The 26,275-nt window shown below is 42.5% G+C and carries 13 protein-coding genes; 8 read left to right on the top strand and 5 right to left on the bottom strand.

Annotation, left to right across the window (positions count from 1 at the left end; genetic code table 11):
• Window positions 1-1,673 precede the first annotated feature (1,673 nt).
• A complete protein-coding gene (locus HMPREF0659_RS11620) occupies window positions 1,674-5,072 on the top strand; it encodes a glycosyltransferase (RefSeq protein WP_013265846.1) in 3,399 nt (1,132 codons plus the stop codon).
• Between the two features lie 73 nt (window positions 5,073-5,145).
• On the opposite strand, the gene HMPREF0659_RS11615 is transcribed toward HMPREF0659_RS11620, so the two are convergent.
• The 5 genes from HMPREF0659_RS11615 to HMPREF0659_RS11585 all read right to left on the bottom strand — a co-directional run bounded on the left by HMPREF0659_RS11615 (window position 5,146) and on the right by HMPREF0659_RS11585 (window position 11,392).
• Window positions 5,146-5,619 (bottom strand): hypothetical protein, encoded by a 474-nt coding sequence (locus tag HMPREF0659_RS11615; RefSeq protein WP_044046136.1) that lies wholly within the window; start codon window positions 5,617-5,619, stop codon window positions 5,146-5,148.
• Window positions 5,620-6,391: 772 nt separating this feature from the next.
• Window positions 6,392-8,221, bottom strand: coding sequence for a hypothetical protein (locus tag HMPREF0659_RS11605; RefSeq protein WP_044046135.1), 1,830 nt, complete (start codon window positions 8,219-8,221; stop codon window positions 6,392-6,394).
• Window positions 8,222-8,344: 123 nt separating this feature from the next.
• On the bottom strand, window positions 8,345-8,539 hold the full coding sequence (locus tag HMPREF0659_RS11600; protein WP_044046134.1) for a hypothetical protein: 195 nt from the start codon (window positions 8,537-8,539) through the stop codon (window positions 8,345-8,347).
• Window positions 8,540-9,180: 641 nt separating this feature from the next.
• Entirely contained in the window at window positions 9,181-11,085 is a 1,905-nt protein-coding gene (locus HMPREF0659_RS11590; protein WP_013265122.1) for a hypothetical protein, read from the bottom strand.
• Window positions 11,086-11,191: 106 nt separating this feature from the next.
• Window positions 11,192-11,392 carry a hypothetical protein gene (locus tag HMPREF0659_RS11585; protein ID WP_044046132.1) on the bottom strand — a complete coding sequence of 67 codons (201 nt, stop codon included), beginning with the start codon at window positions 11,390-11,392 and terminating at the stop codon, window positions 11,192-11,194.
• Between the two features lie 666 nt (window positions 11,393-12,058).
• Here HMPREF0659_RS11585 and HMPREF0659_RS11580 point away from each other — a divergent pair.
• The 7 genes from HMPREF0659_RS11580 (at window position 12,059) to HMPREF0659_RS11550 (ending at window position 26,216) form a co-directional block, all read left to right on the top strand.
• The gene (locus HMPREF0659_RS11580) at window positions 12,059-15,160 is read left to right on the top strand and encodes a SusC/RagA family TonB-linked outer membrane protein (protein WP_013265755.1); all 3,102 of its coding nucleotides are present in this window, start codon (window positions 12,059-12,061) and stop codon (window positions 15,158-15,160) included.
• A gap of 31 nt (window positions 15,161-15,191) precedes the next feature.
• Complete coding sequence (locus HMPREF0659_RS11575; RefSeq protein WP_013265852.1) at window positions 15,192-16,742, top strand: RagB/SusD family nutrient uptake outer membrane protein; 1,551 nt, start codon at window positions 15,192-15,194, stop codon at window positions 16,740-16,742.
• A gap of 35 nt (window positions 16,743-16,777) precedes the next feature.
• A complete protein-coding gene (locus tag HMPREF0659_RS11570; protein WP_013265696.1) occupies window positions 16,778-17,869 on the top strand; it encodes a glycoside hydrolase family 18 in 1,092 nt (363 codons plus the stop codon).
• A 16-nt stretch (window positions 17,870-17,885) separates the two neighbouring features.
• Window positions 17,886-19,046 (top strand): BT_3987 domain-containing protein, encoded by a 1,161-nt coding sequence (locus HMPREF0659_RS11565; protein WP_013265067.1) that lies wholly within the window; start codon window positions 17,886-17,888, stop codon window positions 19,044-19,046.
• Window positions 19,047-19,065: 19 nt separating this feature from the next.
• Window positions 19,066-20,073: a discoidin domain-containing protein gene (locus tag HMPREF0659_RS11560; protein ID WP_044046218.1), complete on the top strand. Its 1,008-nt coding sequence runs from the start codon at window positions 19,066-19,068 to the stop codon at window positions 20,071-20,073.
• Between the two features lie 874 nt (window positions 20,074-20,947).
• Complete coding sequence (locus HMPREF0659_RS11555) at window positions 20,948-21,814, top strand: Fic family protein (RefSeq protein ID WP_226893216.1); 867 nt, start codon at window positions 20,948-20,950, stop codon at window positions 21,812-21,814.
• A 1,024-nt stretch (window positions 21,815-22,838) separates the two neighbouring features.
• Window positions 22,839-26,216 (top strand): SusC/RagA family TonB-linked outer membrane protein, encoded by a 3,378-nt coding sequence (locus HMPREF0659_RS11550; RefSeq protein ID WP_013265220.1) that lies wholly within the window; start codon window positions 22,839-22,841, stop codon window positions 26,214-26,216.
• Window positions 26,217-26,275 lie beyond the last annotated feature (59 nt).

Genomic DNA, 26,275 nt, shown 5'->3' with positions numbered 1-26,275 from the left:
AACTTTGATATTTGAACTTTGAACTTTGAACTTTATGATATGGGTAGTTGACGAGTTGACAAGTTTACGAGTTTACAAGTTGCTTGTAGCGATAAACTTCAGTTAACAGTAGTAATCATAATTATGAATTTTGAATTATGAATTTTGAATTAAAATAGTAATCATAATTATGAATTGTGAATTTTGAATTATGAATTAACAGAGGATTCTGAATTATACTTGGGGTATATAAAAAAAGAAACGGCAGAGCAATTGCTCTTCCGTTATCTCCGAATAACCACCGTCTCACGACGATAATATTTCTACAATCTTTACCTAAAATATAACTAAAAACCTAAATCTATTACTAACCTAAACAAATCTTCTTTTTCAAAAATAATCCTGAGCAATCTTCAATACCTGTAAAGTCTAAAACCTTGTAATCAGATATGTTTCTCTTGAATTACAATGCAAAGGTATGAATAATATTCAGATTATCAAAATTAAACGATGAAAAATATCATTCTATCGGTTGTTTCTTGATATATATCAAAGGCGATGATTAGTGTAAAGTTGACCTTTTGAGGGTATGTTTTCTTAACGGAATGTGCTTGAATACCGCAAGAATCCTATTGTTTTCGTGGATAGAGTCGGGCGGAGTGATAGGCAAGCAAATGCGAGGAGGCTTTGTTAGTGGAAGCTGATTATTGGTTCTTCAGACTTTTGAAATGATAAGGAAACGCCTAAGTTTAGGGCTTTAACGAAATGTCACACGGAGTTACGGAGGATTATATAAGACGTTTAGTTGCACACTTCATATTTCGGAAGTGGCTTATTATTTTGGGTCTTCAGGTTTTTGGAGTGATAAGGTTTGCCACTTGTGTTTAGGGTTTGAAGCAATGTCACACGGAGACACGGAGAGGACGGAGGATTATTAAAACAAAGCAATGGATGTCACGGAGGCACCGGTGGGGCATAGAGTGAGGGAGCTTGTTTGCCAATTCTATTAATAATTTATACACAAAGCGTTTACCCCAAAATAGTTATCAAGAATCCGTACGCTACACCTCCGTCGCTCTTTGTGCCGTCAGCACCTCCGTAATATTGCGTTTATCTCCGTCCCCTCCGTAACTCTGTGTGCCTAATATATAAGACTTTTAGTTGCACACTCCATATTTCGGAAGTGGGTTATTATTTTCATATAAATGTGTTTGTCTTTATAAGAAATATTGTACTTTTGCACTTGTAATAGGCAAATCCTTTTGCCCTTTCCATCTTCCTGAAAGGTATTAGGACTTTGTTATGACAGATTGGAGAGTACTTGCAGGCTGTGAAGCGGAGCATAATCGTTTTGAAGAGCAGTACTACAGTGCGTTCCTTTGCGCAAAAGAATATTCTATGTAGGAAACAAAAACAGCTTAAAACACAGGAAGTAAGATCGAGAAGGATAACATTTTTTGCTCTTAGATACAATCGACGGATTGTCACTTTATGCGTAGAACCTTTATATTCTTATAGGTGAAAGAAGTCATCCGCTTATTATGATAGGAAGTAACAACCCACTTCCCACGTTTATATCTAAGGAATAAGATAGTGGGACAAAAGCCCGAAAAAAGAATTAGAGATACAGAAATCATCTATAGAAGGATGTCTATAGATAATAATAATTGCTTTCATTTAATAGAAAAGAAACAATGAGCAAGCAAGTTTTTCAGACAGACTCCCGTCAGCGCTGGAGTTATTTTAAGTGGACCTTACGCGTCATTCTTACGATTCTCTCATTGTTAGGAATCGTTTTCTTGGCAATGTTTGCCTTGGAAGGAAGTCCTCAGATGCCTTTCCGTCACGACTATCGGAATGCAGTAACAGCATCATCACCTTATACCAAGGATAACAAGACGGCAAAGCTTTATAAGTCGTTCCGCGACTTCTTCAAGGAGAAGAAGATGCACAATAACTATGCGAAGGCTACGATTAAGAAACAACGATTTATTGGAAAGGCAGATAGTCTGACACAGAAATACTTTCGAGAGTGGGATGATCCACGAATAGGTGTGCGTTCGGCATGGTATGTAAACTGGGATAAGCATGCTTATATCTCTCTGAAGAACAATATCAAGCATTTGAATATGGTTTTGCCAGAGTGGTTTTTTATCAATCCTAAGACCGACAAGGTGGAGTATCGGATTGATAAGCAAGCACTGCGGTTGATGCGTCGAACAGGTATTCCGGTTCTTCCTATGCTCACCAATAACTACAACTCCGACTTCCATCCAGAGGCGATAGGGCGTATCATGCGTGACGAGAAGAAGCGTATGGCGCTCATCAACGAGATGGTTGGGACGTGTCGGCGCTATGGATTTGCAGGAATCAACCTCGACTTAGAGGAACTTAATATTCAAGATAACGACCTTCTTGTCGAATTGCTCAAAGACTTCTCACGTGTTTTCCATGCGAATGGGCTTTATGTAACACAAGCCGTAGCCCCTTTTAATGAGGATTATAACATGCAGGAACTGGCGAAGTATAACGACTATCTCTTCCTCATGGCTTATGATGAACATAACATTGAGAGTCAGCCGGGAGCGGTTAGTTCGCAGCGATGGGTAGAAAAGGCTACCGACTGGGCTGCAAAGAATGTTCCGAATGATAAGATTGTCCTCGGTATGGCTACCTATGGATATGATTGGGCAAACGGAGAAGGCGGTACGACCGTGTCATTCGACCAGACAATGGCTATTGCTCAAGATGCAGATGCAAAGGTAAAGTTCGATGATGACACCTATAACGTGAACTTCTCTTATCAGAATACCGATGATAAAAAGGTTCATCACGTGTTCTTCACCGATGCTGCCACCACGTTTAACATCATGCGTTTTGGTGCAGAATATCATCTTGCAGGCTATGGCTTATGGCGTTTGGGAACTGAAGACAATCGTATATGGCGTTTCTATGGCAAAGATATGTCATGGGAGAGTGTGGCAAGGATGTCTGTTGCGAAGCTGATGCAACTCAACGGCACCGATGATGTCAACTTTGTTGGCTCTGGTGAAGTGCTCCAAGTGACAACAGAACCTCACCCTGGAGACATCTCGATAAGGATAGATAAGGACAATCGCCTTATCTCAGAAGAATATTATCGCGCCCTACCTTCTACTTATACCATCCAACGATTAGGTGAATGTAAGGATAAGCAGCTTGTTATTACCTTCGATGACGGACCTGATAGCCGTTGGACTCCTACCGTATTAAGTACGCTGAAGAAATATAATGTCCCTGCAGCGTTCTTCATGGTCGGACTGCAGATGGAGAAGAATCTGCCATTGGTAAAGCAAGTATATGAGGATGGCCACACCATTGGTAACCACACCTTCACCCATCATAACATGATTGAGAACTCCGACCGCCGCTCTTATGCAGAGTTGAAGTTGACAAGAATGTTGATAGAGAGTGTGACAGGACATAGTACTATCCTCTTCCGTGCGCCTTATAATGCCGATGCCGACCCAACGGAACATGAAGAGATATGGCCAATGATTGTGGCAAGTCGTAGGAATTACCTCTTTGTGGGAGAGTCTATCGACCCTAATGACTGGCAGTCTAACGTTACAGCCGACCAGATCTATCAGCGTGTCATTGATGGTGTACACCATGAAGACGGACATATCATCTTGTTGCACGATGCGGGTGGTAGTTCTCGAAAGCCTACCCTTGATGCGCTCCCACGTATCATAGAGACCTTGCAGCATGAGGGTTATCAGTTTATCTCCCTCGAACAATACTTAGGTATGAACAAGCAAACACTGATGCCTGAGATTAATAAAGGTAAGGCATACTATGCGATGCAAACCAACCTCTGGTTAGCAGAGATGATCTATCATGTCTCAGACTTCCTCACAGCTCTTTTCCTTGTCTTCCTTGCCTTGGGAATGATGCGCCTGATATTTATGTATGTACTGATGATAAGAGAGAAGCGGGCAGAGAACCGACGCAATTATGCTCCTATTGATGCTGCCACAGCACCAACAGTTTCTATCATCGTACCGGGTTATAACGAGGAAGTAAACATCGTCCGTACCATCACTACGCTTAAGCAACAAGACTATCCTAACCTGCATATCTACTTCGTTGATGATGGTAGTAAGGACCATACACTCGAACGTGTACATGAGGCATTCGACAATGATGATACGGTTACGGTACTTGCTAAGAAGAATGGTGGAAAGGCTTCAGCCCTCAACTATGGTATTGCTGCCTGCTGTTCAGAGTATGTCGTTTGTATTGATGCCGACACCCAGTTGAAGAATGATGCGGTAAGTAGATTGATGAAACACTTCATCGCTGACACAGAGAAGCGTGTCGGTGCGGTGGCTGGTAATGTGAAGGTGGGTAATCAACGGAATATGCTTACCTACTGGCAGGCGATTGAATATACGAGTAGTCAGAACTTCGACCGTATGGCTTACTCTAATATCAATGCTGTCACTGTTGTGCCTGGAGCTATCGGCGCTTTCCGAAAGGAAGTGATTGAAGCCGTGGGAGGCTTTACAACTGATACCTTAGCAGAAGACTGCGACCTGACGATGAGTATCAACGAGCATGGATACATCATCGAGAACGAGAACTATGCTGTGGCATTGACCGAAGCGCCAGAGACACTCCGTCAGTTTGTGAAGCAACGTATCCGTTGGTGCTTTGGTGTGATGCAAGCCTTCTGGAAGCATCGTTCTTCACTCTTTGCACCTTCAAAGAAAGGTTTTGGTCTATGGGCTATGCCTAATATGCTTATCTTCCAGTATATCATCCCAACCTTCTCACCATTGGCTGATGTACTGATGCTCATCGGACTCTTTACGGGTAATGCCCTTCAGATATTCTTCTATTACCTCATCTTCCTTATGATTGATGCCAGTGTGTCTATCATGGCTTATATCTTCGAGGGCGAGCGTCTGTGGGTTCTTCTATGGGTTATCCCTCAACGATTCTTCTATCGCTGGATAATGTATTATGTCCTCTTTAAGAGTTATCTCAAGGCGATAAAGGGTGAGCTGCAGACATGGGGCGTGCTGAAGAGGACAGGGCATGTACAATAGCCCCACCCCCTTGCCCCTCCCCCATAGGGAGGGGAGTAGAATGCGAGATACCCCTATTGGTTAGGGAGAACTTTTAGCCATTCTTTAGCAAATTGTTACCAGCACTCCCCCTCTCTCTCGGAGAGGGGGTTGGGGGGTGAGGTTTCCTTATCTCCAACCTCATCGGGTCCTGTATATTTGCCTTACTGATCAGCTGCAAGTAGCGTTCGCGGAGCGGACCGACCCTTATATTCTTTCGGGCGCGGACTGATGAGATGACCGATGAGGGGTTACAGGGTTCGCGCACATGAAGCACCCTACAGATATGATGTACGATGGTTTGGAAGTCCATTGGCCTACCGCATTTGTCCATCAGTCGTCCTGTCTCCCAAACCATGTGAGCCAAGTCGATGAGGTCACACTTCAAGCCAGTCCAATACAATCCTTCCTCCTCGCTTCTATTGATTAGGTCACAGAAGTTATCAACAATCCTTGTCGTCAGTCGGTCTTCCTCCTCTTGAGTCCAGAGGTGGGCAGCCTTCATTACTATATTAACTTTCTTCATCATTGTTCTTAGTGTTTTTTTGTTATAGAATAATGGTTTTAATCATCTACCACCTTCTTTATTCGTGACGCAGTGTAGGTCAGTAGGAGAAGTCGTCGGGTGGCATTCGCATCGTCCCCCTATGGAAACAGCCTACTGGGGAGAAGACTGTTTCGTGAGGTTGCTGCAAAGGTAAAACCCTAAAGTGCAGTATATGTTCAATACCAAAAATTTTTTCATTAAATAAAACTAACGAAATGACCACTAATCTGATTCGGAGGAATAAGACAGGCGAGGCGCATTAAAAGTTAAGGGTTCATCTATAAAAACTTTTATCTTTGAACATTGAGGTTTGAACATTGAACTTTATGATATGTACCTTTTTACCTTTGAACTTTGAGGTTTGAACATTGACCTTTATGATATGACCATTAACGACTACAAATTTCACAAATGACATTATAATTGCTACAATTAACTTGTCTACTTGTTTACTTATCAACTTGTCTACTTGTTTACTTATCAACTTGTCAACTCCCCATATCATAAAGTTCAATGTTCAAACCTCAAAGTTCAAAGGAACTCCGAATTTCACGAATACAAAGAGAATGTCGTAAGATAGAATGACACAATGAACAAATGTTTTAATTAGTATTAGTTGTCTTCCTTATGGGATAGAAGAAGTTTATTATAATTCAAATCGGTCATTACAACCTCTTACTGCCCTAAGACAGCAAGAAATCATAATGACCGATTCTTATTTATATAATCCGAAGATATCGGATGATAGTATTCATCAAAGATTCTGTACCAAACGGCTCATACAACCCTGATTAGGGTCAGATCTGTCGTTAAATATAGACGAAGTGGCAGTTATTCTAATATGTACCATTGAACCATTTACATAAGAAGAAGTAGAATAGTTACCATGTTCTCCCCATACACTCAAGGTACGGTTGTTGCGAGATCTGTAGGCAGATAATGGGATGAAGACAGCGCCACTACTCTTAATCTTCTCGTATGTTGTAGGGTTATTTATTGCATTTCCACCTCCAAATGTTGGAGTTTTTGTAAATGCGTTTCTTGCCTCATCAATAGTCATATCATCTGGGAAGATAAGATAACCACGCAACTCAGCAGGATTAGTTCCTCGCTTGCCATCTCCATTTTCATCAATAAAGCATCTTGCCCACTTAGCATACTTCTTACCATTTTCTATCCAAATACGGTTATTTGAATTATTGGTGTTTTGAGGCATCAGATAAGCCCACTCGTCAGAAGTCATTACACGAGTCTTTTTTGAACCTACGTATAATTTATTACCGAAGTCATACTGAGTTTCTGTGCCTGTACCACGGATACTGAAGGTATTATTAATTACCGTAGGGTTATCAATTGTTCCCCATGATGGAAGGTCGAAGTAGCCGTAGGTCTCTGGAGAAACATATTCTTTCCCATTAATCTTTATTGTACTGTAACTGTAACTACCACCTGTTCTTTTATTCTTAGGCATAGCCATCTCCCACTGCTCTGGTGCTAATCGGTAATAGCCTTTGTGTATGGTGAGTGATCCCTTAAGCTTCAGAGGTACTGAGTTCTTCCATCTGATAAGTGTGTTAGCGCTAAGAGTCTTAGTATTCATTGCTGATGTGTAGGTAGCGATAGGCATTACATACTGCATATTACCATTTGTAATAGCTACCTTCTGTGTCGCACTTACAGAGAACTTTGCCTTCTGCCCATTAAGATAAACGAATGATTTGTCGGCAGCATAGTTACGTGCCTCTGGTGTAGAAGTAATGGCTTCAGTATTCGAATGTGAGCCTGCATAATAACCATCGAAAGCTGGAGCTACGGTACCAGGAACGAAGGTTACATAGAAATCGGTTTTACCATCTGGGAAGAAGATATTCTCCTCTGGGTCTACCTCTGTACCAATTTCAGAAATACCTGTTACTGCACCAGTGCTCAAGTCTACATTAGCTGAAGCGTAAACACCCTTACCACGAAGACCAATCTTTGTCAGTGCTGTGTTGTTATTTGCTGTCACAGCAAAGTGAGCCACAGCAAACACATTTGCCAACTTAATACTTCCTTCAGTGGTAGCCTTATTGCCAGAAACAACAACCTTACCTTCACCTGTCAATACACAGTTGCGCTTCAAGTCAGCGAGATTACCTGTCTGCTGAGTAAGGTCGATGTTGATACTTCCCGTAGATGCATCAACTGATCTGTCAGAACGACCATCAGAAGTCTTACCAACATAGAAGAAACGGTAGGTACTACCATTGGTTACACTGCTTGCTGGTACCTGACCCTCAAAGTCAGCACCGAGACCACCACGCTTCATTGACTTCAATGAAAGTGTGCTAACAGTCTTCTGACTTCCATTACCTGACACAAGCAGGATTTTGTCACCCTGTTCCCACTTCCATGGACTCTTAGCAGCATCAGCTTCGCTCAATACAGCACGTGTCGCTGCAGCATCATCCTCTGTACCTGCAGACACAGTAAGGGTTACCATTTGCTCTTTTGCTTCTGGAGACTCGATGTCATCAGAAGAACAAGAAGCAGTAAAGATTGATATTGCCATGCAAAGTGCTGGCAAAAGAATTCTTTTTTTCATTCTTTATTCCTTTAATTACGTATTAAAATCTTGAGTTAAATCACTCTTACTTCATGTAAAATAATCAACTCGTAGTTGGATTAAAATGTTTTTATAAGGTAAGTTTAGTGGTGATAGACATTTTTAACTGTCTTGTCCCGTGTACCAAGCGTCACTTGGGTCCTCGCTAACATTTTTATTTTCGGTTTCACCTGTCACACTACCGCTGCAAATTACAGACTCTGCTTCTACAGAAAGAATCGCGCACAATGGTTTTTGATAGGCTACTTTCATACCAGTGGCAATAGTTTCTAATGCCATTAATTCACTTTTTCTCATCTTTTTTATCTTGTAAAGTTTTTATATTGAATACAATAAATATGGTGCTTTACACACCAATGGGCTTGTATTTAGTTTCTGATTCTGCCGTTATATTTTGTGCAAAGATAACTCTTTTTTCTATAAATAGCAAGTAAACTAAGGCATTTAACAATTTAGAGGTATATGAATTTTATAGAAACAGCCAGTTAATCTATTTAAATAATTTTATATGTTTGTATATCTCTATATCTTTGTAAGCAATAAATAACGGTTTAATTTTACATCTCAGTGATGTGAAATTATATTACGAAATAACCGAATAAGATTTGTATAACTAAGCAAAAAAGAACAAATAAAATTGCTGCCGTAAGCCGCTTGTTTTCAAGTAGTTGTGGAGGTCGGTTTTAAAAGGTGCTTGTTAAGGGTTCAAAAGGGCGTTAATAAGGGGCTTAAAGGGCATCTTTTGCAGGTCAAAAGGGCGTTAGTTGCAAGTCGTTTGGTGGTATTTATAAAATTGGTATGTGAAAAAAAAGCGGACAAAGGAGGGCGGTGGTTTGGGTTTAAGTATGGAGATTGTGAAAAAGAAAATGAGTTCGGCAATCATGCCGAACCCATTATTATAAAGGTTTATTTGAAAAAAACGGAATCCTCGGGTACCTTTACTTGATACCTAATGAATTGCGTAAGTTGAGATAATCAGAATCTAATGTGTTATCACCAGAATCCCAAACAGGGCGGATAGCCTTAGCTTGTGTCTTAGGATGTTCTGCCCAGTTCCATTCAGCTGCACCAAAGAAGAAGTCAGCTGAGCGGTCATTCCATTTGCTATCGTCAGTTGTCATATATTGACCGTATGCGTTACCATCGCCTGATAGGTCTCTCATCTTCATACCAACAGCACCAGGATCACGCAATCCGGTATATGGCAAGAACAATCCTTTGTTTGCTTGAATGAGGGCTGTCACATTGGTGTAGCTATCAATAGACTTCACAAAGCGTTTTGCAGGGAACTCATGATAACCGCCGCTGGTGCTGGTTGTGAAGTAAGCACCATAAACCTTAGTACCCTTATCTGTGTAACAATAAGCAGGGATGGCACGTGCTTCAGTGTAGAGTTTCTTCATTTCGTCACCAGTTGGCATACGATAATGCTGGTGCTTGTCCTTTGTATAATACCAAGCAATGTCACCGCGTGTTGCGCCAGTTCCATTTATATCCCAATCGGTATAGGTACCAGCACTTGCAGGATAATAAAGCTTCTTACCAGCAACACTATTTCTAAATAGCAGACTACTCCTCAGGTCCAATGCCTCTTTGATATGACCATAGCGGAAGAGGTCGACATCTTCTACCTTCTGAGTTGGGAAGTCAGCAAACTGTGACGTAGTGTTACCAGCTTTATCGTTAGTAACCTTTCTCCTGTTATTTAAAGTCACAGCGCGCTGTGATATCCACCACTGTGCTGGAGCGATACCCCAATATCCACCATTTGCTGGACCGTAATGGATAAAGTTACCTGTAGCCCATTTCACACCTTGTACCTCAACCCATGGTTTTGGACCTACTGGTGTCATGTGAAGGATGTCAGTATGGTAAACATTATCAGCAGTGAAATTAATGTTAGCATACTCCTGCTCATACATCTTACCCTTTGAATAAACCATAATGTGTACATTGGTATAGTTGCCTGGTAACAAAGCAATGTAAGTGTACTGGTTGTTAGCAGATGTAAACTTTGTACCCTTTGCAGGAATCACAGCAATACTCTTGTTTGCCTCATATTTATCGTCAGAAGCAAAGGTGTTGTCTGTTATGTTAAGAATGCCAGACGCCTTAATATTTGAGACATAGATAGAGTCAATATTAGAAAGTTTGTTGTTGTTCTCATCTGTGAAGCGCAAGCCCCAGAAAGACACAAGACGCTGTAACTTTCCAATCTTGATATCTAACTTGTCAGATTCTACCTTTTGAGGGTGTGAACTCTTGCACTGATAGTCGAAACGGCTACCGAGTGAAGCTGCTGTACCATCTTGGCGACTAAGGTTGAGACTAACGTATTTTTGAGCTTTAGCACTTGGAACGTAAGATATAATCTTTGATACAGTACCAACTGCTACGCTCTCCTCTCTTCTTTCAACAGGAGTGATAGTCTTGTTAGCACCCTTTAAAGCTACAGCAGGGTAGAGGAAGCTAATGTTATCATTTGTTGACATAGAGCGACCAGCAGCAGCGATGTCACCAATAAACTTGGCAGACTTACCGCCTCTGTCTGTTGTCAATACAAAATAGTTATTTTGTTTGCCTTCATCACCATTGACGAAAGCAGCTAACTCGTCGTTTACAAGCCACTCTGAGATCAGTCTTTTGCCATTGGCAGGGTCAACAGCGAGTGCACGCGTTGAAGCACCTGTGCCTTGAGCTGCATCTGCTGATACAGTGACGTGATAAACTTTTGGTGTGTTCTCACCTGCAGTGTTGTCAGAAAGTTCATCTGTCTGGCAGGCTGCTAAGGAGATTGCCATTGTTCCACAAAGGACAATAGCAAACTTACTTAATTTTTCCATAAATATCCGGTTAATTATTCGTTAAATTGTGTGTGTTTCTTGGTAACTGATTCAAATGTTTGGATCAATTATCATTGTTTCATTTTTTTCTTTCAGCTACTAAAGTTTACTCTTTAGTGTACCACTTTGATTTCTCCTTTGCTTCCGAATTAAAAGGATTAGGGATGGTGGTGGTAGATGTACTCGTTGGGTCGCCACCCTGTTTTGGGTCTGTAGTACTTCCTTCAACCCCTGTTCCTGCAAGTAGATGACCTTCTACCTTCTGTTCATAAACTTTTGTTTCTGGTTCTAAATAAATTTTCTTCATTATAATTTAAATTTTAAATAACTCTAAGTATTTTATTCGAGATGTTAATTTAGTACGGGATTAGTGCACAAAAAACCATCTGGAATTATATAATACTATGCAAAATTAGTTATTTTTTTTAGACATTGTCCGCTTTTTTGTAATTATTTTAATTGATGTAAATCAAAAAATATCTATCTATAATTTAGAAAACTGACAAACAAATAGTTAGCTTTTTCATTCTTGGTTTAGCCCTTTGGAATCTTAATGTATGACTTCATTACACGAAAAAAAGTGAAGTACAAAAGCAATATCATATACATATGAACGTTATAGGCTATAGAATGATAGAATTAAGTGCAAATGAAGAGAATCCACTCTTAATAGATACGATCGTTTGTAAAAAGTATATTATTTGCGTTTATTTTTGTTAAATACTTGATATATGATAAGTATTGTTTGCGTGTAATATGTTATCTTTGTATTAAGAACCTACAAAAAAACGGATGGGAATGTGAGAAAGCATGGATAACTTTTGAACATCTATTTGATATAGGGACCTACATTTTTAATATAGAGACCTACATTTCATATAGGACACACCTATTATATATATAAGGCTGCCCCACATCTGTTATTGGGCAGACCTAAGTCAGAATAAGATTATTATCAAATATAAAATAACTAATGAGAAAAGGAAAGATTCTACCAGTAAGTGTTTTCCTATCTTGCTGCTCTTTGACCGCTTTTGCCAGCAGTCATGTCACTTCGGCTGACAACTTTGGCAAGAACGTAGTCGTTGCTGCAACTAAGGCAAATACCGCAAAGGTATTGGGAACACAGCAATCAAGTGGTGACGTGAAGGTTACCGGAACTATCGTAGACAATGCTGGCGACCCAGTTATCGGTGCTACTATCCGCGTGAAGGATTCGCAGCATGGTACGACCACCGACCTCGATGGTAAGTTTGAGATTATGACCCATAAGGGTGCTACGCTTATTGTCAGCTATATCGGTATGAACACTGAGGAGGTGAAGGTTAGCGGTGATGCCCCATTGAACATCACTTTGAAGGCTGAGGCTCATCAGATTGAGGAAGTTGTGGTAACCGCTTTGGGTATCAAGCGTTCTGAGAAGGCGTTGAGCTATAACGTTCAGAAGGTAGGCGGTGAGAACCTTACAACGGTTAAGAACCCTAACTTCATGAATTCACTCTCTGGTAAGGTAGCCGGTGTGAACATCAATGCTTCTTCTGCTGGTATGGGTGGTGCAGCCCGCGTTGTGATGCGTGGTCCTAAGTCAATTACCCGTAGCAATCAGGCTTTGTATGTAATCGACGGTGTGCCAATCAACAACACCAGTCAGGGTGAGATTTCAGGTGGTGCGTTCAGTTCACAGCCGGGTTCAGAAGGTATTGCCGATATCAACCCAGAGGATATCGAGTCAATCAGCGTCCTCAGTGGTCCTGCTGCTGCTGCCCTCTACGGTTCAGCTGCTGCGCAGGGTGTCATCATGATTACCACGAAGAAGGGTAAGGAGGGCAAGGTAAGTGTGACTGTAAGTAACAGTACACAGTTTGCTAACCCATTCGTCATGCCAGAGTTCCAGAACTCTTACGTAAACCGTGCTGGCGACGTGAAGTCATGGGGTGCAAAGACTCCATCAGTCTATGGTGACTATGAGCCAAAGGACTTCTTCAATACAGGTACGAACGTTCAGAACAACGTAGCTCTGACTGCAGGTACGGACAAGAACCAGACCTATATCTCAGTAGGTACGACGAATGCAAAGGGTATCATTCCTAATAACAGCTACGACCGTTATAACTTTGCATTCCGCAATACAACAACGTTCTTGCACGACAAGATGACCTTCGACTTCAACTTCAATTACATCAAGGAGCATGATAAGAACTTGACAGCTCAGGGTCAGTACTTCAACCCATTGACCGCTGTTTATCTCTTCCCACGTGGTGAGAGCTTCGACGCTGTTCGTACATACGAACTTTACGATGTGACAAGAGGTATCAATGTTCAGAACTGGAACTTCGGTGATGCATTGAGTATGCAGAACCCATATTGGGTAGCCAACCGCATGGTTCGTTCAAACAACCGTAGCCGTTACATGATCAGTGCAAGTCTTAAGTATAAGATTTTCGACTGGATGGACGTTGTGGGTCGTTTGCGTTGGGACGATGCAGGTACAAAGCAGGAAGACAAGCGTTACGCTTCAACAACCAACCTCTTTGCTCACTCAAAGTATGGTTTCTATGGTTATGACAAGGTGAATGACCGTTCACTCTATGGCGACTTGATGTTCAATATCAACAAGACATTGAACGACTTCTCAGTATCAGCCAACCTCGGTGGTTCGTTCACACGTAACAAGTATAACGTAACAGGTTTCCAAGGTGGTTTGAAGGCACCATCTAACTTGTTCACTCCAAACGCAATCGATTACGGTTCAGCAACCGCTGACAACCGTCCAATCTTCACAGACCATGCACACAAGATTAACTCACTCTTCGCTAACGTAGAGTTGGGCTGGCGCAGTATGCTGTTTATGACTGTAACAGGTCGTAACGATTGGGATTCAGCTTTGGACGGTACCGACAATGTATCCTTCTTCTATCCATCAGTGGGTATGTCAGCAGTTATCTCTCAGATGGCAACACTTCCATCATGGATTAGCTACATGAAGGTGCGTGGTTCATGGGCATCAGTAGGTTCAGCTATTTCTCCAAACATCACCTCACCATGGCGTTATCAGTATAACCCAGCGTCAGGTACTTATAGCACCGTAACTTATAAGTTCCCATCAAACTTCCGTCCAGAGCGTACGAACTCTTGGGAGGCAGGTTTGACATCACGTTTCTTCAATAATGCACTTACTTTGGATGTTACAGTTTATCAGTCTAACACTCGCAACCAGACCTTCCTTCGTCCTATCACAGGTAGTCAGGGATTCTCTTCTGAGTATGTACAGACCGGTAACGTAAGAAACCGTGGTATTGAGCTTTCATTGGGTTACGGCCATACATGGGGCGACTTCGCATGGAACACTAACTTCACTTACAGTGCTAACCGCAACAAGATTGTTGAGTTGCTCGACGATCCTAACGAGGTTATCAACCAAGGTGGTTTGAATGGTGCTAACATCATCCTTAAGAAGGGCGGTACGATGGGCGACCTCTATATGACCAGTGACTTCAAGCGCGACGCAGAAGGCAATGTCGCTATCAAGGATGGTAACGTATCACAGGTGAACCTTACCAACCCATCTTATCGTGGTTCAGTACTTCCAAAGGGTAACATCGGTTTCTCTAACGACTTCTCTTGGAAGGGCTTTAACTTCGGATTCGTTGTTACCGCACGTTTCGGTGGTATCGTAATGTCACAGACACAGGCGTTGATGGATGCTTACGGTGTATCAAAGGCATCTGCTGATGCACGCGACAAGGGCGGTATCGCAGTAAACAATGGATTGGTATCAGCTGAAAACTACTATGCCGTAGTAGGTGGTGAGAACCCAATCTGGTCAGAGTATATCTACAGTGCCACCAACGCACGTATCCAGGAGGCACACCTCGCTTACACCTTCCCACGTCGAATGTTGGGCGGTATGGAGCTGACACTCGGTTTGACTGCTAACAACCTCCTCATGCTTTACAACAAGGCACCATTCGATCCAGAGGCAACAGCATCAACAGGTACCTACTATCAGGGCTTCGACTATCTCATGCAGCCAAGCCTTCGCACACTTGGTTTCAACGTGAAGCTGAAATTCTAAACATTTAACCACTCATTTAATCGAAATATAAATGAAAAAGATTAATATATATAAGGCGGTCACAGCTTGTACATTCGCAAGTGTGCTGCTATGCTCAATGTCGTCTTGTACAGATGGATTCCAAGAGGCAAACCGTCCAGGAACGGGTGCTTCTCTCGAAGACTTGTCGCGCGACAACTATCAAACCTCTTCTTTCCTCGTACAGATGGAGAACGAGGCTTTCCCTGAGCAGGAGAATGCTTACCAGATGAACGAAGACCTTATCGGTAACTACTTGGGTCGTTACATGACCTATGCTAACAATGGTTTCGCTGAGAAGAACTTTGCTCGTCTCAATGCTCCTAATGGTTGGGTACGCTATCCGTTCAAGGATTCTATGACAAAGACGGTATCTGCTTTCAAGGCAATTGACAATGTGACAAAGGGCGAAGGACCAGTTTATGCTTGGGCATTGATTCTCCGTGCACAGTCGTTCATGCGTCTTACAGATATGTACGGACCACTTCCTATCGGTGCTGATGCTACTGACGGTAATGCTTACTCTTCTCAAGAGGATGTTTATAAGAGCATTATCGCTGACCTCAACAAGGCTACAGACGTCATCAAACCATTGGTTGCTTCTAATCCTAATGTTACTATTGCTGAAGAGTTAGACAAGGTTTATCAGGGTAAGATGGCTAAATGGTTGAAGTATGCGAACTCTTTGAAGCTCCGTATTGCTATCCGCATCCGTTATGTTGAGCCAACATTGGCAAAGCAGTTGGGCGAACAGGCAGTACAGGACGGTGTCATCACAAGCAATGATGACAACTGCGCTATTGCTTATACACCAAACGGACAGTATAAGACATCTGTAGAGTGGGGTGATAGCCGTGCTTGTGCTGACCTTGAGAGCTTCCTCACAGGTTACAACGACCCACGTCTGACGAAGTTCTTTACCCCAGTAGAGGGCGGTATTCGTTCAGTAATCGGTTGTCGTGCCGCTGCGAAGATTGGTAATAAGACCACAGCAGGTAAGGCTTACTCAGCTGCAAACATCAAGATAGACAGCAAGGGCGTATGGCTCACAGCTTCTGAAATGGCTTTCTGTCGTGCAGAAGGAGCTTTGGCAGGCTGGAGTAATATGGGCGGAAGCGCTAAGGACCTCTATGAAGAAGGTGTGAAACTCTCCTTCGAGCAGTGGGGTGCAGGTTCTGCAACAGCCTACTTGGCTGATAACACATCAACCGAGAAGAATTATGTTGACCCAATCAGCGAGTACGGTGGAGATGTTAGTGCTGTCAGCAATATCACTATCAAGTGGGACGACTCAGCTACTGACGAGCAGAAGATGGAGCGTCTGATTACTCAGAAGTGGATTGCAATGTTCCCTAACGGACAGGAAGGCTGGAGCGAAATTCGTCGTACAGGCTATCCAAAGGTGTTCCCTCTGGCACAGTCAACAGACTATAGCATCCAGGTTGCTAACCGTATCCCATTTGATATTGATGAGGCTACCAATAACAAGGCAAACTATATTAAGGCTGTACAGCTGTTAAAGGGTAATGACGACTATGCAACCAAGATGTGGTGGCAGCGTTAAACGATATCTATCATACAATAAACATTCGATAAAAAATGAAGAATTTAATAAAGATATTCTTGCTTTCAGCCTGCGCTGCAACGGCTTTCACAGCCTGCAGCGACTGGACTGAGACAGAGGCAAAGGACGGAGCTGACCTTACTCACACAAATAAGTCTGAGGCTTACTATGCTCAACTTCGCGACTATAAGAAGACTGACCACTCTGTAGCTTTCGGTTGGTTCGGTAACTGGACGGGTACTGGTGTTACACATGAGAACTCTTTGGCAGGTCTTCCTGACAGTACAGACTTCGTTTCTCTTTGGGGAAACTGGAAGAATCCAACAGAGGCTATGCTGAAGGATCTCCGCTTTGTTCAGAAGACAAAGGGTACAAAGGTGCTCATCAGCTGTCTCGTATTTGACATTGGTGACCAGATTACTCCAACCAATACTGACTCTACCCTTACATGGAAAGAGTGGCGTCATAAGTTCTGGGGATGGGGCAACGATGAGGCTTCACAGATTGCAGCGACTGAGAAGTATGCAAATGCTATCTGCGACACTATCGCTAAGTATGGTTATGATGGTTTCGACCTCGATGCTGAACCTTCATATGCTCAGCCTTTCCAGACCGATAAGGAGCTTTGGCAGAACGCTAAGGTGATGGAGGCTTTCGTAAAGACAATGGGCAAGCGCATCGGTCCTAAGTCTGGTACTGATAAGATGTTCGTTATCGATGGTGAGCCTGACGCTATGGCTGCTCAGTATGGCGAATACTTCAATTACTTCATCCTTCAGGCTTATAGCTCTTCTGGTAACAGTGATCTGAACAGTCGCTTTACTGCTCAGGCTACTCACTTCCAGCAGTATCTCACACCAGAGCAGGTGGCTAATAAGCTCATCGTCTGCGAGAACTTTGAGAACTATGCTGGTAAGGGTGGTGTAAGCTTCCGCTTAGACAATGGTACAACCCTTCCTTCTCTCTTAGGTATGGCTTACTGGAACCCTGTTTACAATGGCGTAACCTATCGTAAGGGTGGTGTAGGAACCTATCACATGGAGTACGAGTATACAGTATCTGGACAGACAGGCAACTATCCTTTCTTGCGCAAGGCTATTCAGATTATGAATCCATCAATCCAATAATCAAGACATTCAAATTATGAAATACAATATTTCTAAGCTTTTCATCGGAGCCGTAGCTATGGCTTCTCTGACACTGCTGGCTTCTTGTGAGAATGCTGAATATTCGCCTCTTTCTAATCAGGCGTATATCGCACAGACCAATACTAATGGTAACTCAAGTCAGAATATTACTATCGGTACGTCGGCTGTCACTTCTTCTGTGAACGTGCGTCTCTCTGACCTCGCGACACAGGACTACACCTTCGAGGTGGTAAGTGATACAACGGCACTCGCTGAATACAACCAGCGTAACGAGACTTCTTACAAGCCACTGCCTGCAAGTCTTTACTCACTCTCTTCTAACGAGGTGAAGATTGAGAAGGGTAAGTCGGTTTCTTCTGATGTGACACTGACGATCAACCCATTGACACAGGCACTGAAGGACAGCGGTCAGAAGTATGCTGTTGCCCTTCGTCTGAAGAGTAAAGATGGCAAGTATGACGTCCTGAACTCTGGTAGTTCAATGGTTTACATCCTCGATCAGGTTGTTTATCAGGCTGTGCCAATCATTAACGCTACACATAACATCCACTTCGCAATGCGTCAGACCTATGACCTTTCACAGTGGACTGTCGAGATGAACGTGAACATCAGCAAGCTCGGTAAGGGTCTTGGCGAACTTAACAACCAGACACTCTTCGGTGCATGGGGTAATGATGGTGGCGAGATTTATACTCGTTTCGGTGATGCTCCTATCGAGGGTAACCGTCTGCAGATTAAGACTCAGGGTACGCAGATGAACAGTAAGCAGCTCTTTAACGAGAACCAGTGGTATCACCTCGCATTCGTTTGTACAGGTACAAAGCTCTACCTCTATGTTAATGGTGCACTTGATAACTCTATGGACCTCCCTGGTAAGGCAACTAACCTCAGCAACCGAATCAACTTCGGTAACACTGATTATCTGAAGGCAAACGTGAAGGTGAGCGAGTTACGCTTCTGGACAGTGGCTCGTACACAGGCTCAGATTGCTAACAATATGTACGCTTGCGATGCTAAGAGCACTGGCTTGGAGGCATACTGGAAGCTCAACGAGGGTCAGGGCGATACCTTCAAGGATGCAACAGACCACGGCAACACCGGTAAGTGTGTAGCTGTTCCAACCTGGGAGCAGAACGTAAGAATCGATGGTAAATAAGTCAAAAGGAAACTCAAATATGAAAATAAAAGTATTCAAGTCAGTGCTGGCAGCCTCTTTGGTTGCTGCCACACTGGCATCTTGTCAGAGCGAGCCAGAAGTTGGTAGCACGCTCTACCCAACTGCAGAAGAGAACTACTCTGCAAAGGCTTACCTCTATACTGGTACCAGTGACGGCAACAAGTTGTTGCTCGCTGGTGAGAAGTCTGCATCAACTGTTACCTTGGCGAATGATAGTGCAAAGTTCTATGTTCGTCTCTCTTCTCCAGCAGAGAAGGATGTAACAGTAACATTGGCTGCTACATCTGATGGTGTTGAGGCAAATAGTAGCGAAGAGGTGATGAGCACTGACGCTATCAGCCTTAGCAAGACATCTGTAACCTTCGCTAAGGGCCAGCAGGTTTCTGAACCAATCGTCGTTAAGTTGGTGAATGGTGATGCCCTCAAGAACTTGGCTATGTTGAAGAACGGCGTTACATCTGTTGTTATCAAGAGTGTTGATGGAGCTGAAACAGCAAAGACAAACACGAAGGTATTGGTTACAACTAACTTCACCTTCAATAACATCAATGCATCTGGTACGCTCAATGCAGACAAGCAGATTGCCTTGAACGAATATCAGATGTCAACTACACTCAGCAGTTCTAATGCAGCAAAGTTGAATGATGGCGATAACAACACCTATGTGTATTCATATACCTATTATGAACCAGAGTTTACAATGGCATTCAATAGCACAAAGGAACTGATTGGTGTTGGTATCCTTTGCAACTACACAAGCTACGGATATGGTGTGAAGAAGGTGGCTGTAGCTACCAGCTTAGACGGTAAGACATGGACAAACATGGGTACTGCCACTGCAGCCTCAACCTATGATGATGATACTCCATTCCCAATTGTATTTAATACTCCAGTAACATGTAAGTTTGTTAAGCTGACAATCCTCCAGAGCTTTGACGAAAGTGAGAACCCACGTTTCTTGATTGGTGAGATTGGTGCTTACGAGTATCTTGATTGGAACTTATAAGTAAGCGTTAACTTCTATCCGCTCATAGTAGCGCATACAGATTTAGCCTCCGAAGTATTCATTACTTCGGAGGCTTTTTTGTGGTTTTTCCGTTAAACCCGATTCGGAAACAATACCGTAATAATTAAAAATATACATATTTCTAATCTCGCGAATGACATGAATTACATTACAATAAACATTAGCGTAATTAGCGAAATTCGTAGTTCTAATCAAAAAGTTGACTGCGAATTACGCGAATGACACGAATTATATAGCAATAAGTTTAGCGTAATTAGTGAAATTCGTAGTTGGTATTACTTTGCAATAATGATTAGAAAAATTCGCAGTATGTATTCGAATTTCTTTTACATTTTAGTTAATGAAAGGGTAGGGGAAAGGAATAAAAATGTGTTATTTCGGAGTCTTTGTAAGTATTTTATTCTCAATTAGTTGTGATGATGTGTTTTTAAAGGTGCTTAGTAAGGTTTCAAAAGGGCGTTAGTTAGGACCTTAAAGGGCATCTTTTGCAAGCCAAGTGGGCGTTAATTCGAACGTAATTTGTGCCCTTTACAAAAACTGATTGTGAAAAAATTAGACAAAAAGGTGAGCCTTCCATAAGGCGGGAAGTAATCACCGAGCCCCCTGTAAAAACATTTGTTTATTGTGTACATTTTGTCTTAGTGTGTCTGTTCTTTAACTTGCAATTCGTGTCATTTGTAGTTCTTTCAATCTAAATGTGTTTATTCTGTTTAAAACTTGATTATTCTGTCTTCTTCGATTGATCAAATGAATATTCTGTCTTTCTGACACTCAGTTTATAAAATATGAATATCTTCCACAGGTAATAGATGCTGATATTCTTAAGACGGATAAACGCTCTTTGCAAGAGCAATTGGCAGCAATCCATCTTTATGACATAGTTCATGACTGTCCTACGAATGCAGCCATTGTGCTTTTTGGGATAAATGCCTCTTTCTTTCTTCATGGCTGTTATGTTCAGTATGTGCATTTCGCAGGAGAAGATACAGGAAGCGAAATTCTTAACGAAAGGCAGATGCGGGGAAGTCTATGTTCGATACTACCTAAGTTGGAGAGTTTTGTAAAAGATGCTATTGTCACTTCACGTCCAATGCCTGTGAGTATGCTACGAGAACAGATTGTGTTTAACTACCCAGAACTCGCACTTAGAGAGCTACTGATGAATGCTTGTATGCATCGTGATTATCAATCAAATATGCCTATAAGAATTTATCAATTTAGCAATCGTATAGAGATTCTCAATGCTGGAGGCTTATATGGGGAGGCTCGTCCAGAAAACTTCCCTACGGTAAATGATTATCGTAATCCTATTATTGCAGAGGCTATGCGTGGTATGAAGTATGTTAATATGTTTAACCGTGGTATTCAGCGTGTTAAAAATATGCTAAGGGAGAATGGAAATCCAGACCCCATCTTCAATGTCGGTAAAGTAACTGCTTTCGAGGTGACAATACAGCCATCTTTGTCACTTAACTTAGTCACTGATGGAGAAAAAGTGACTAAGTCTGTGACTAAGTCGGCAGAGGTAATGAATGAGGTTATTGCCTTATGCCAACAGCCTAAAAGTCTTACTGAAATTATAACCCATTTGGGACTAAAACATCGTAACAATGCTAAAAGTCGCTATATTGACCCATTGATAAAAGGTGGATTTCTTGAGATGACAATACCTGATAAACCCAATAGTAGGAATCAGAAGTATATAAGTGTATTATCTTAGTCACTTAACTTAGTCACTGATGGAAAAAATGACTAAGTCAGCTGAGATCTTAGAAAGCCCACTTAGCTTAATCTGCCCCCCTTAGTGAGAGTCAAAATGTAAATACTGTTTTCGAATTTCTTTTCAGGTAGACAAGTGAACGAGTTGCTTGTGAAGTAGACATGGTAATATGGTTGACAAGTTGACAAGTAGACAAGTAGACAAGTGAACAAGTTGCTTGTGAAGTAGACATGGTAATATGGTTGACAAGTAGACAAGTAGACAAGTAAACAAGTTGCTTGTGAAGTAGACATGGTAATATGGTTGACAAGTTGACAAGTTGACAAGTAGACAAGTAGACAAGTGAACAAGTTGCTTGTGAAGTAGACATGGTAACATGAGAACAAATTTCTTCTTTATTACAAGTAACTTGTCTAACTCCTCCACTTACCTTGTTACTCTGTCTTTTTCGCAAGCAACTTGTTTACTTGTCTACTCGTTCACTTGTCCACTTATTATGTTACTTTGTCTTTGATACAATCAACTCGTTCACCCGTCTACTCGTTCACTCGTCCACTTACTATGTTACTCTGTCTTTTTTTGCAAGCAACTTGTTTACTCGTTCACTTGTCAACTCGTCAACTTACCTTGTTACTCTGTCTTTTTCACAAGCAACTTGTCAACTCGTCTACTCGTTCACTTGTCTACTAACTGTTTATAAATGTTAAATATTAAAGTTAACATAAGTATTATTAGCATTTGAGTTGTTTGGAGTATAGGTGTCATTAGACCAATCTTAAAGAAGGAATACGAAGAAAGGTGTAAATGACTGTTTGTTAACGAGTTGTGGGAAAGGGAATGTGAAGCCTTCGACTACTGCAAGACAGTTATAGCCTAAAAACCTAAGTAAAGCGAACAAGAAGTCCCAAATAACCTATGCCTTACTATATAATAAGGTGTAACAAGATGGAATATTGACAATACCTAAAATCAATTGAAACAAAATTAGGAAAATAAATAAATAAAAGTTTAAAACCTAAACCTGATGAAAATCTTTAAAGAATCAAAGCAGAAGCATCTGTACTTCTCGGCTGCCTTTGCTCTATCATTAGCATTGGCACCAACAGGTGTCTACGCGGGTACAAACACCAGCACTGCAGTACAGGCAGTACAGCAGAATGGTAATCACAAAGTGACCGGTCGTGTCGTTGACTCAACCGGCGAACCGCTCATTGGTGCTACTATCCTTGTTGAGGGTACCACTAATGGCACAGTAACGGATATTGATGGTAACTATACCCTCAATACCACTGCAAACGCGAAGCTCGTCTTCTCTTACATCGGTTATGCTGCACAGACCATCCCTGTTGGTGGTAAGGGTACGATCGACGTGACATTGAAGGAAGAGGCAAACACCATGAACGAGGTTGTTGTTACCGCCATGGGTATTATGCGTAAGGAAAAGTCTCTCACCTATGCAACGCAGCAGGTGAAGGCAGAGGACCTCATGAAGGTGCAGGATCCTAACGCTGCTAACTCACTCGAAGGTAAGGTAGCTGGTATCACTATTACGCCAAGTGCTGGTGGTGCTGGTGGTGCTTCAAAGATTGTTCTTCGTGGTAACCGTTCTATCCTCGGTAACAGTTCTCCACTCATCGTTGTTGACGGTGTACCAATGAGTAATGGTATTCGTGGTCAGCAGGGTATGGGCGCAGAGGGTTTCGGCTCAACTGGAACTTCCGAGGGATCTGACCCATTGTCATTGATCAACCCAGACGATATCGAGTCAATCAATGTCCTCAAGGGTGCTAACGCTGCTGCGCTTTACGGTTCACGTGCTGCCAATGGTGTTGTGATGATTACCACCAAGCGTGGTCGTGAGGGTAAGGTTGATATCAACGTAACCTCAAACATCACCTTCGACTCACCATTGTTGACACCAAAGATTCAGAAGACTTATGGTGCAGCTTATGACAAGACAACAGGTGCATTGTCATTGAACAACTGGGGCGGTAAGCTCGCAGACCGTGCAGACAACGACCTCGTGGTACGCACTCCATTAGACGAGCGTTGGGTAGGTTATCCAGAGGAGCAGATTGGTACAGACGCAAGTGGCAATCCAATCATGGCACGTCGTCATAATGTTTATCTCCGCAATCGTGCAGGTAACGATGTAGACAACTTCTTCCGTACGGGTGTTACAACAAATAACTCAATCTCACTTTCTGGTGGTACAGATATAGCACGTACCTATGTGTCAGTGGCAAACAGCCATGCAACAGGTATGATGCGTAACAACTCATACAACCGTAACTCTATTAGCTTCCGTCAGACTTATAACTTCTTCAAGCGTTTGCATATTGATGCATCGATGAACTATACTGAGTCAAAGACAAAGAATCGTCCTGGTGGTGGTACGGTGGGTAACCCTCTCTACCATCTCTATACCGCACCTCAGAACATTGATATGGATTACTATCGTGACCATTACATGAATGCTGAGGGTAAGTGGTTGTCAAATCCAGGTTCATATTACAAGCTCAATGGATCAAACTTCGCTTGGGCAGCTGGTCAGCGCACAACTCTGACTGGTCCACAGCAGGAGTGGGCATACCTCTCTCATCCTAACAACAACCCATATTGGTTGATCAATTCGGGTAACAGTCAGCAGAAGGAGAGCCGCCTCTTTGGTACCTTGCAAGCAAATGTTGACATCTATGATGGTTTGACTTTCCAAGCACGTGTCAACTATAGCCAGATTCGTTTCAAGAATCATGCAACTCGCTTTGCTACTACCTTCCTCCCTGCATCTATGGAAGACTACGGTCGTCTTTGGGATTCAGACGAGAAGACAACAGAGTTCTATACCGACTACCTCTTGTCATATAACAAGACCTTTGGTGACTACTCAGTATCAGCAACAGCAGGTTATGTAGGTCATACTATCAAGGGCGAGTCAAAGGGAACAGACGCCGTTGCAACTTACTACGACCGTCTTATGCGTAAGCTCCCAACAATGGTTAACTACTTCGAGACCAGCGCAGGTGGCTATGGCGTAACAAGCACTTCAAAGAGTTCAAACTGGGACCGCTCATACCTCTTCACAGCACAGTTAGGTTGGAAAGAAACCGTTTACTTCGATGCTTCTTATCGTCGCGACTGGTATCGTCCATTCCGTTACTTCAAGGAGTTGGGTAAGATTGATACCGATAACTACGGTTACTTCGGTGTTGGTGCCAATGCTATCGTAAGTCAGTTGGTGAAGTTGCCAGACTGGTTTAACTTCTTGAAATATCGTGTTTCTTACTCATCAGTAGGTAACTCTATCCCTAATAAGGCATACGGTGCGATGAGCCGTAACCTCCAGACAGGTGCATTGTCAGGTAACAAGTTGCTCGACTTCTCACCAGTACCAGAGGAGACAGGTTCATTCGAGACAGGTATCGAGTCATTGTTCTTGAACAATCGTTTAAGTTTTGACTTCACCTTCTATAACACCATCGTTCGTCACCTCTATATGGAGCTTGGCTCATTGGGTGGTAACACCGAGTTGCTGAACTCTGCAAAGGTACGTAACACAGGTTTCGAGACAACTGTTGGCTACGACTTCAAGTTCGGTAAGGACCTCCGTTGGCGTACCTCTTATAACCTCTCATACAACGACAACAAGATTCTTGAGACAGGTTATGATAAGGACGGAACATCACGTAAGTATCAGCAGACTGTAGGTGAGGCAAAGGTAATCTACCAGAAGGGTGGTGCTATTGGTGACATCTATGCAGGCGACTTCATGCGCGATGCAAATGGTCATATCGTATTGACAGCTAAGGGTGAGCCAACATTCGACAAGACAGGTTCAAACGACCGCTTCCTCGGTAACATGAACTCTAAGTGGCAGATGGGTTGGACCAATACCTTTAACTATAAGGAGTTCCAGCTTTCATTCCTCATCAACGGTCGTATCGGTGGTAAAGTTCTCTCATTGACAGAGTCTTATCTTGACTATATCGGTGCTTCAGAGCGTACAGAGGCAGCTCGTCTCAGCGCAGAGCGTAACAACATCGTTGCAACCAACTATGGTAACGTACCAGGTATGGAACTCAATGATGGTAGCGGTCGCATCGTTCCTATCCAGTCATATTATCAGGCATTGGGCGCATCAAGCAACCCATCAACCTATCTCTACAACGGAACAAACTTCCGTCTTCGTGAGCTTTCATTGGGTTACACCTTCCGTGACCTCTTTGGTATGAATCGTAACTTGACCCTCTCATTCATCGCTCGTAACCTGTTCTTCATCTATAAGGATGCACCAACAGACCCAGACGTATCTCTGTCTACACAGAATGGTCTCGGCGCATTTGAGAGCTTCAATATGCCATCTTCACGTTCATTCGGTTTCTCTTTGAAGGCTAACTTCTAAGAGAAAAGGAGTGAGAAAGGAGTGAAGAGCGTGAAAGGGAGTGAGAAACAAATATAATG

It is taken from the genome of Prevotella melaninogenica ATCC 25845, assembly GCF_000144405.1.
GTDB classification, from domain to species: Bacteria; Bacteroidota; Bacteroidia; order Bacteroidales; family Bacteroidaceae; genus Prevotella; species Prevotella melaninogenica.
The sequence above is the reverse complement of the archived record's forward strand: the minus strand, read 5'-3'. Positions and strand labels throughout refer to the sequence as shown.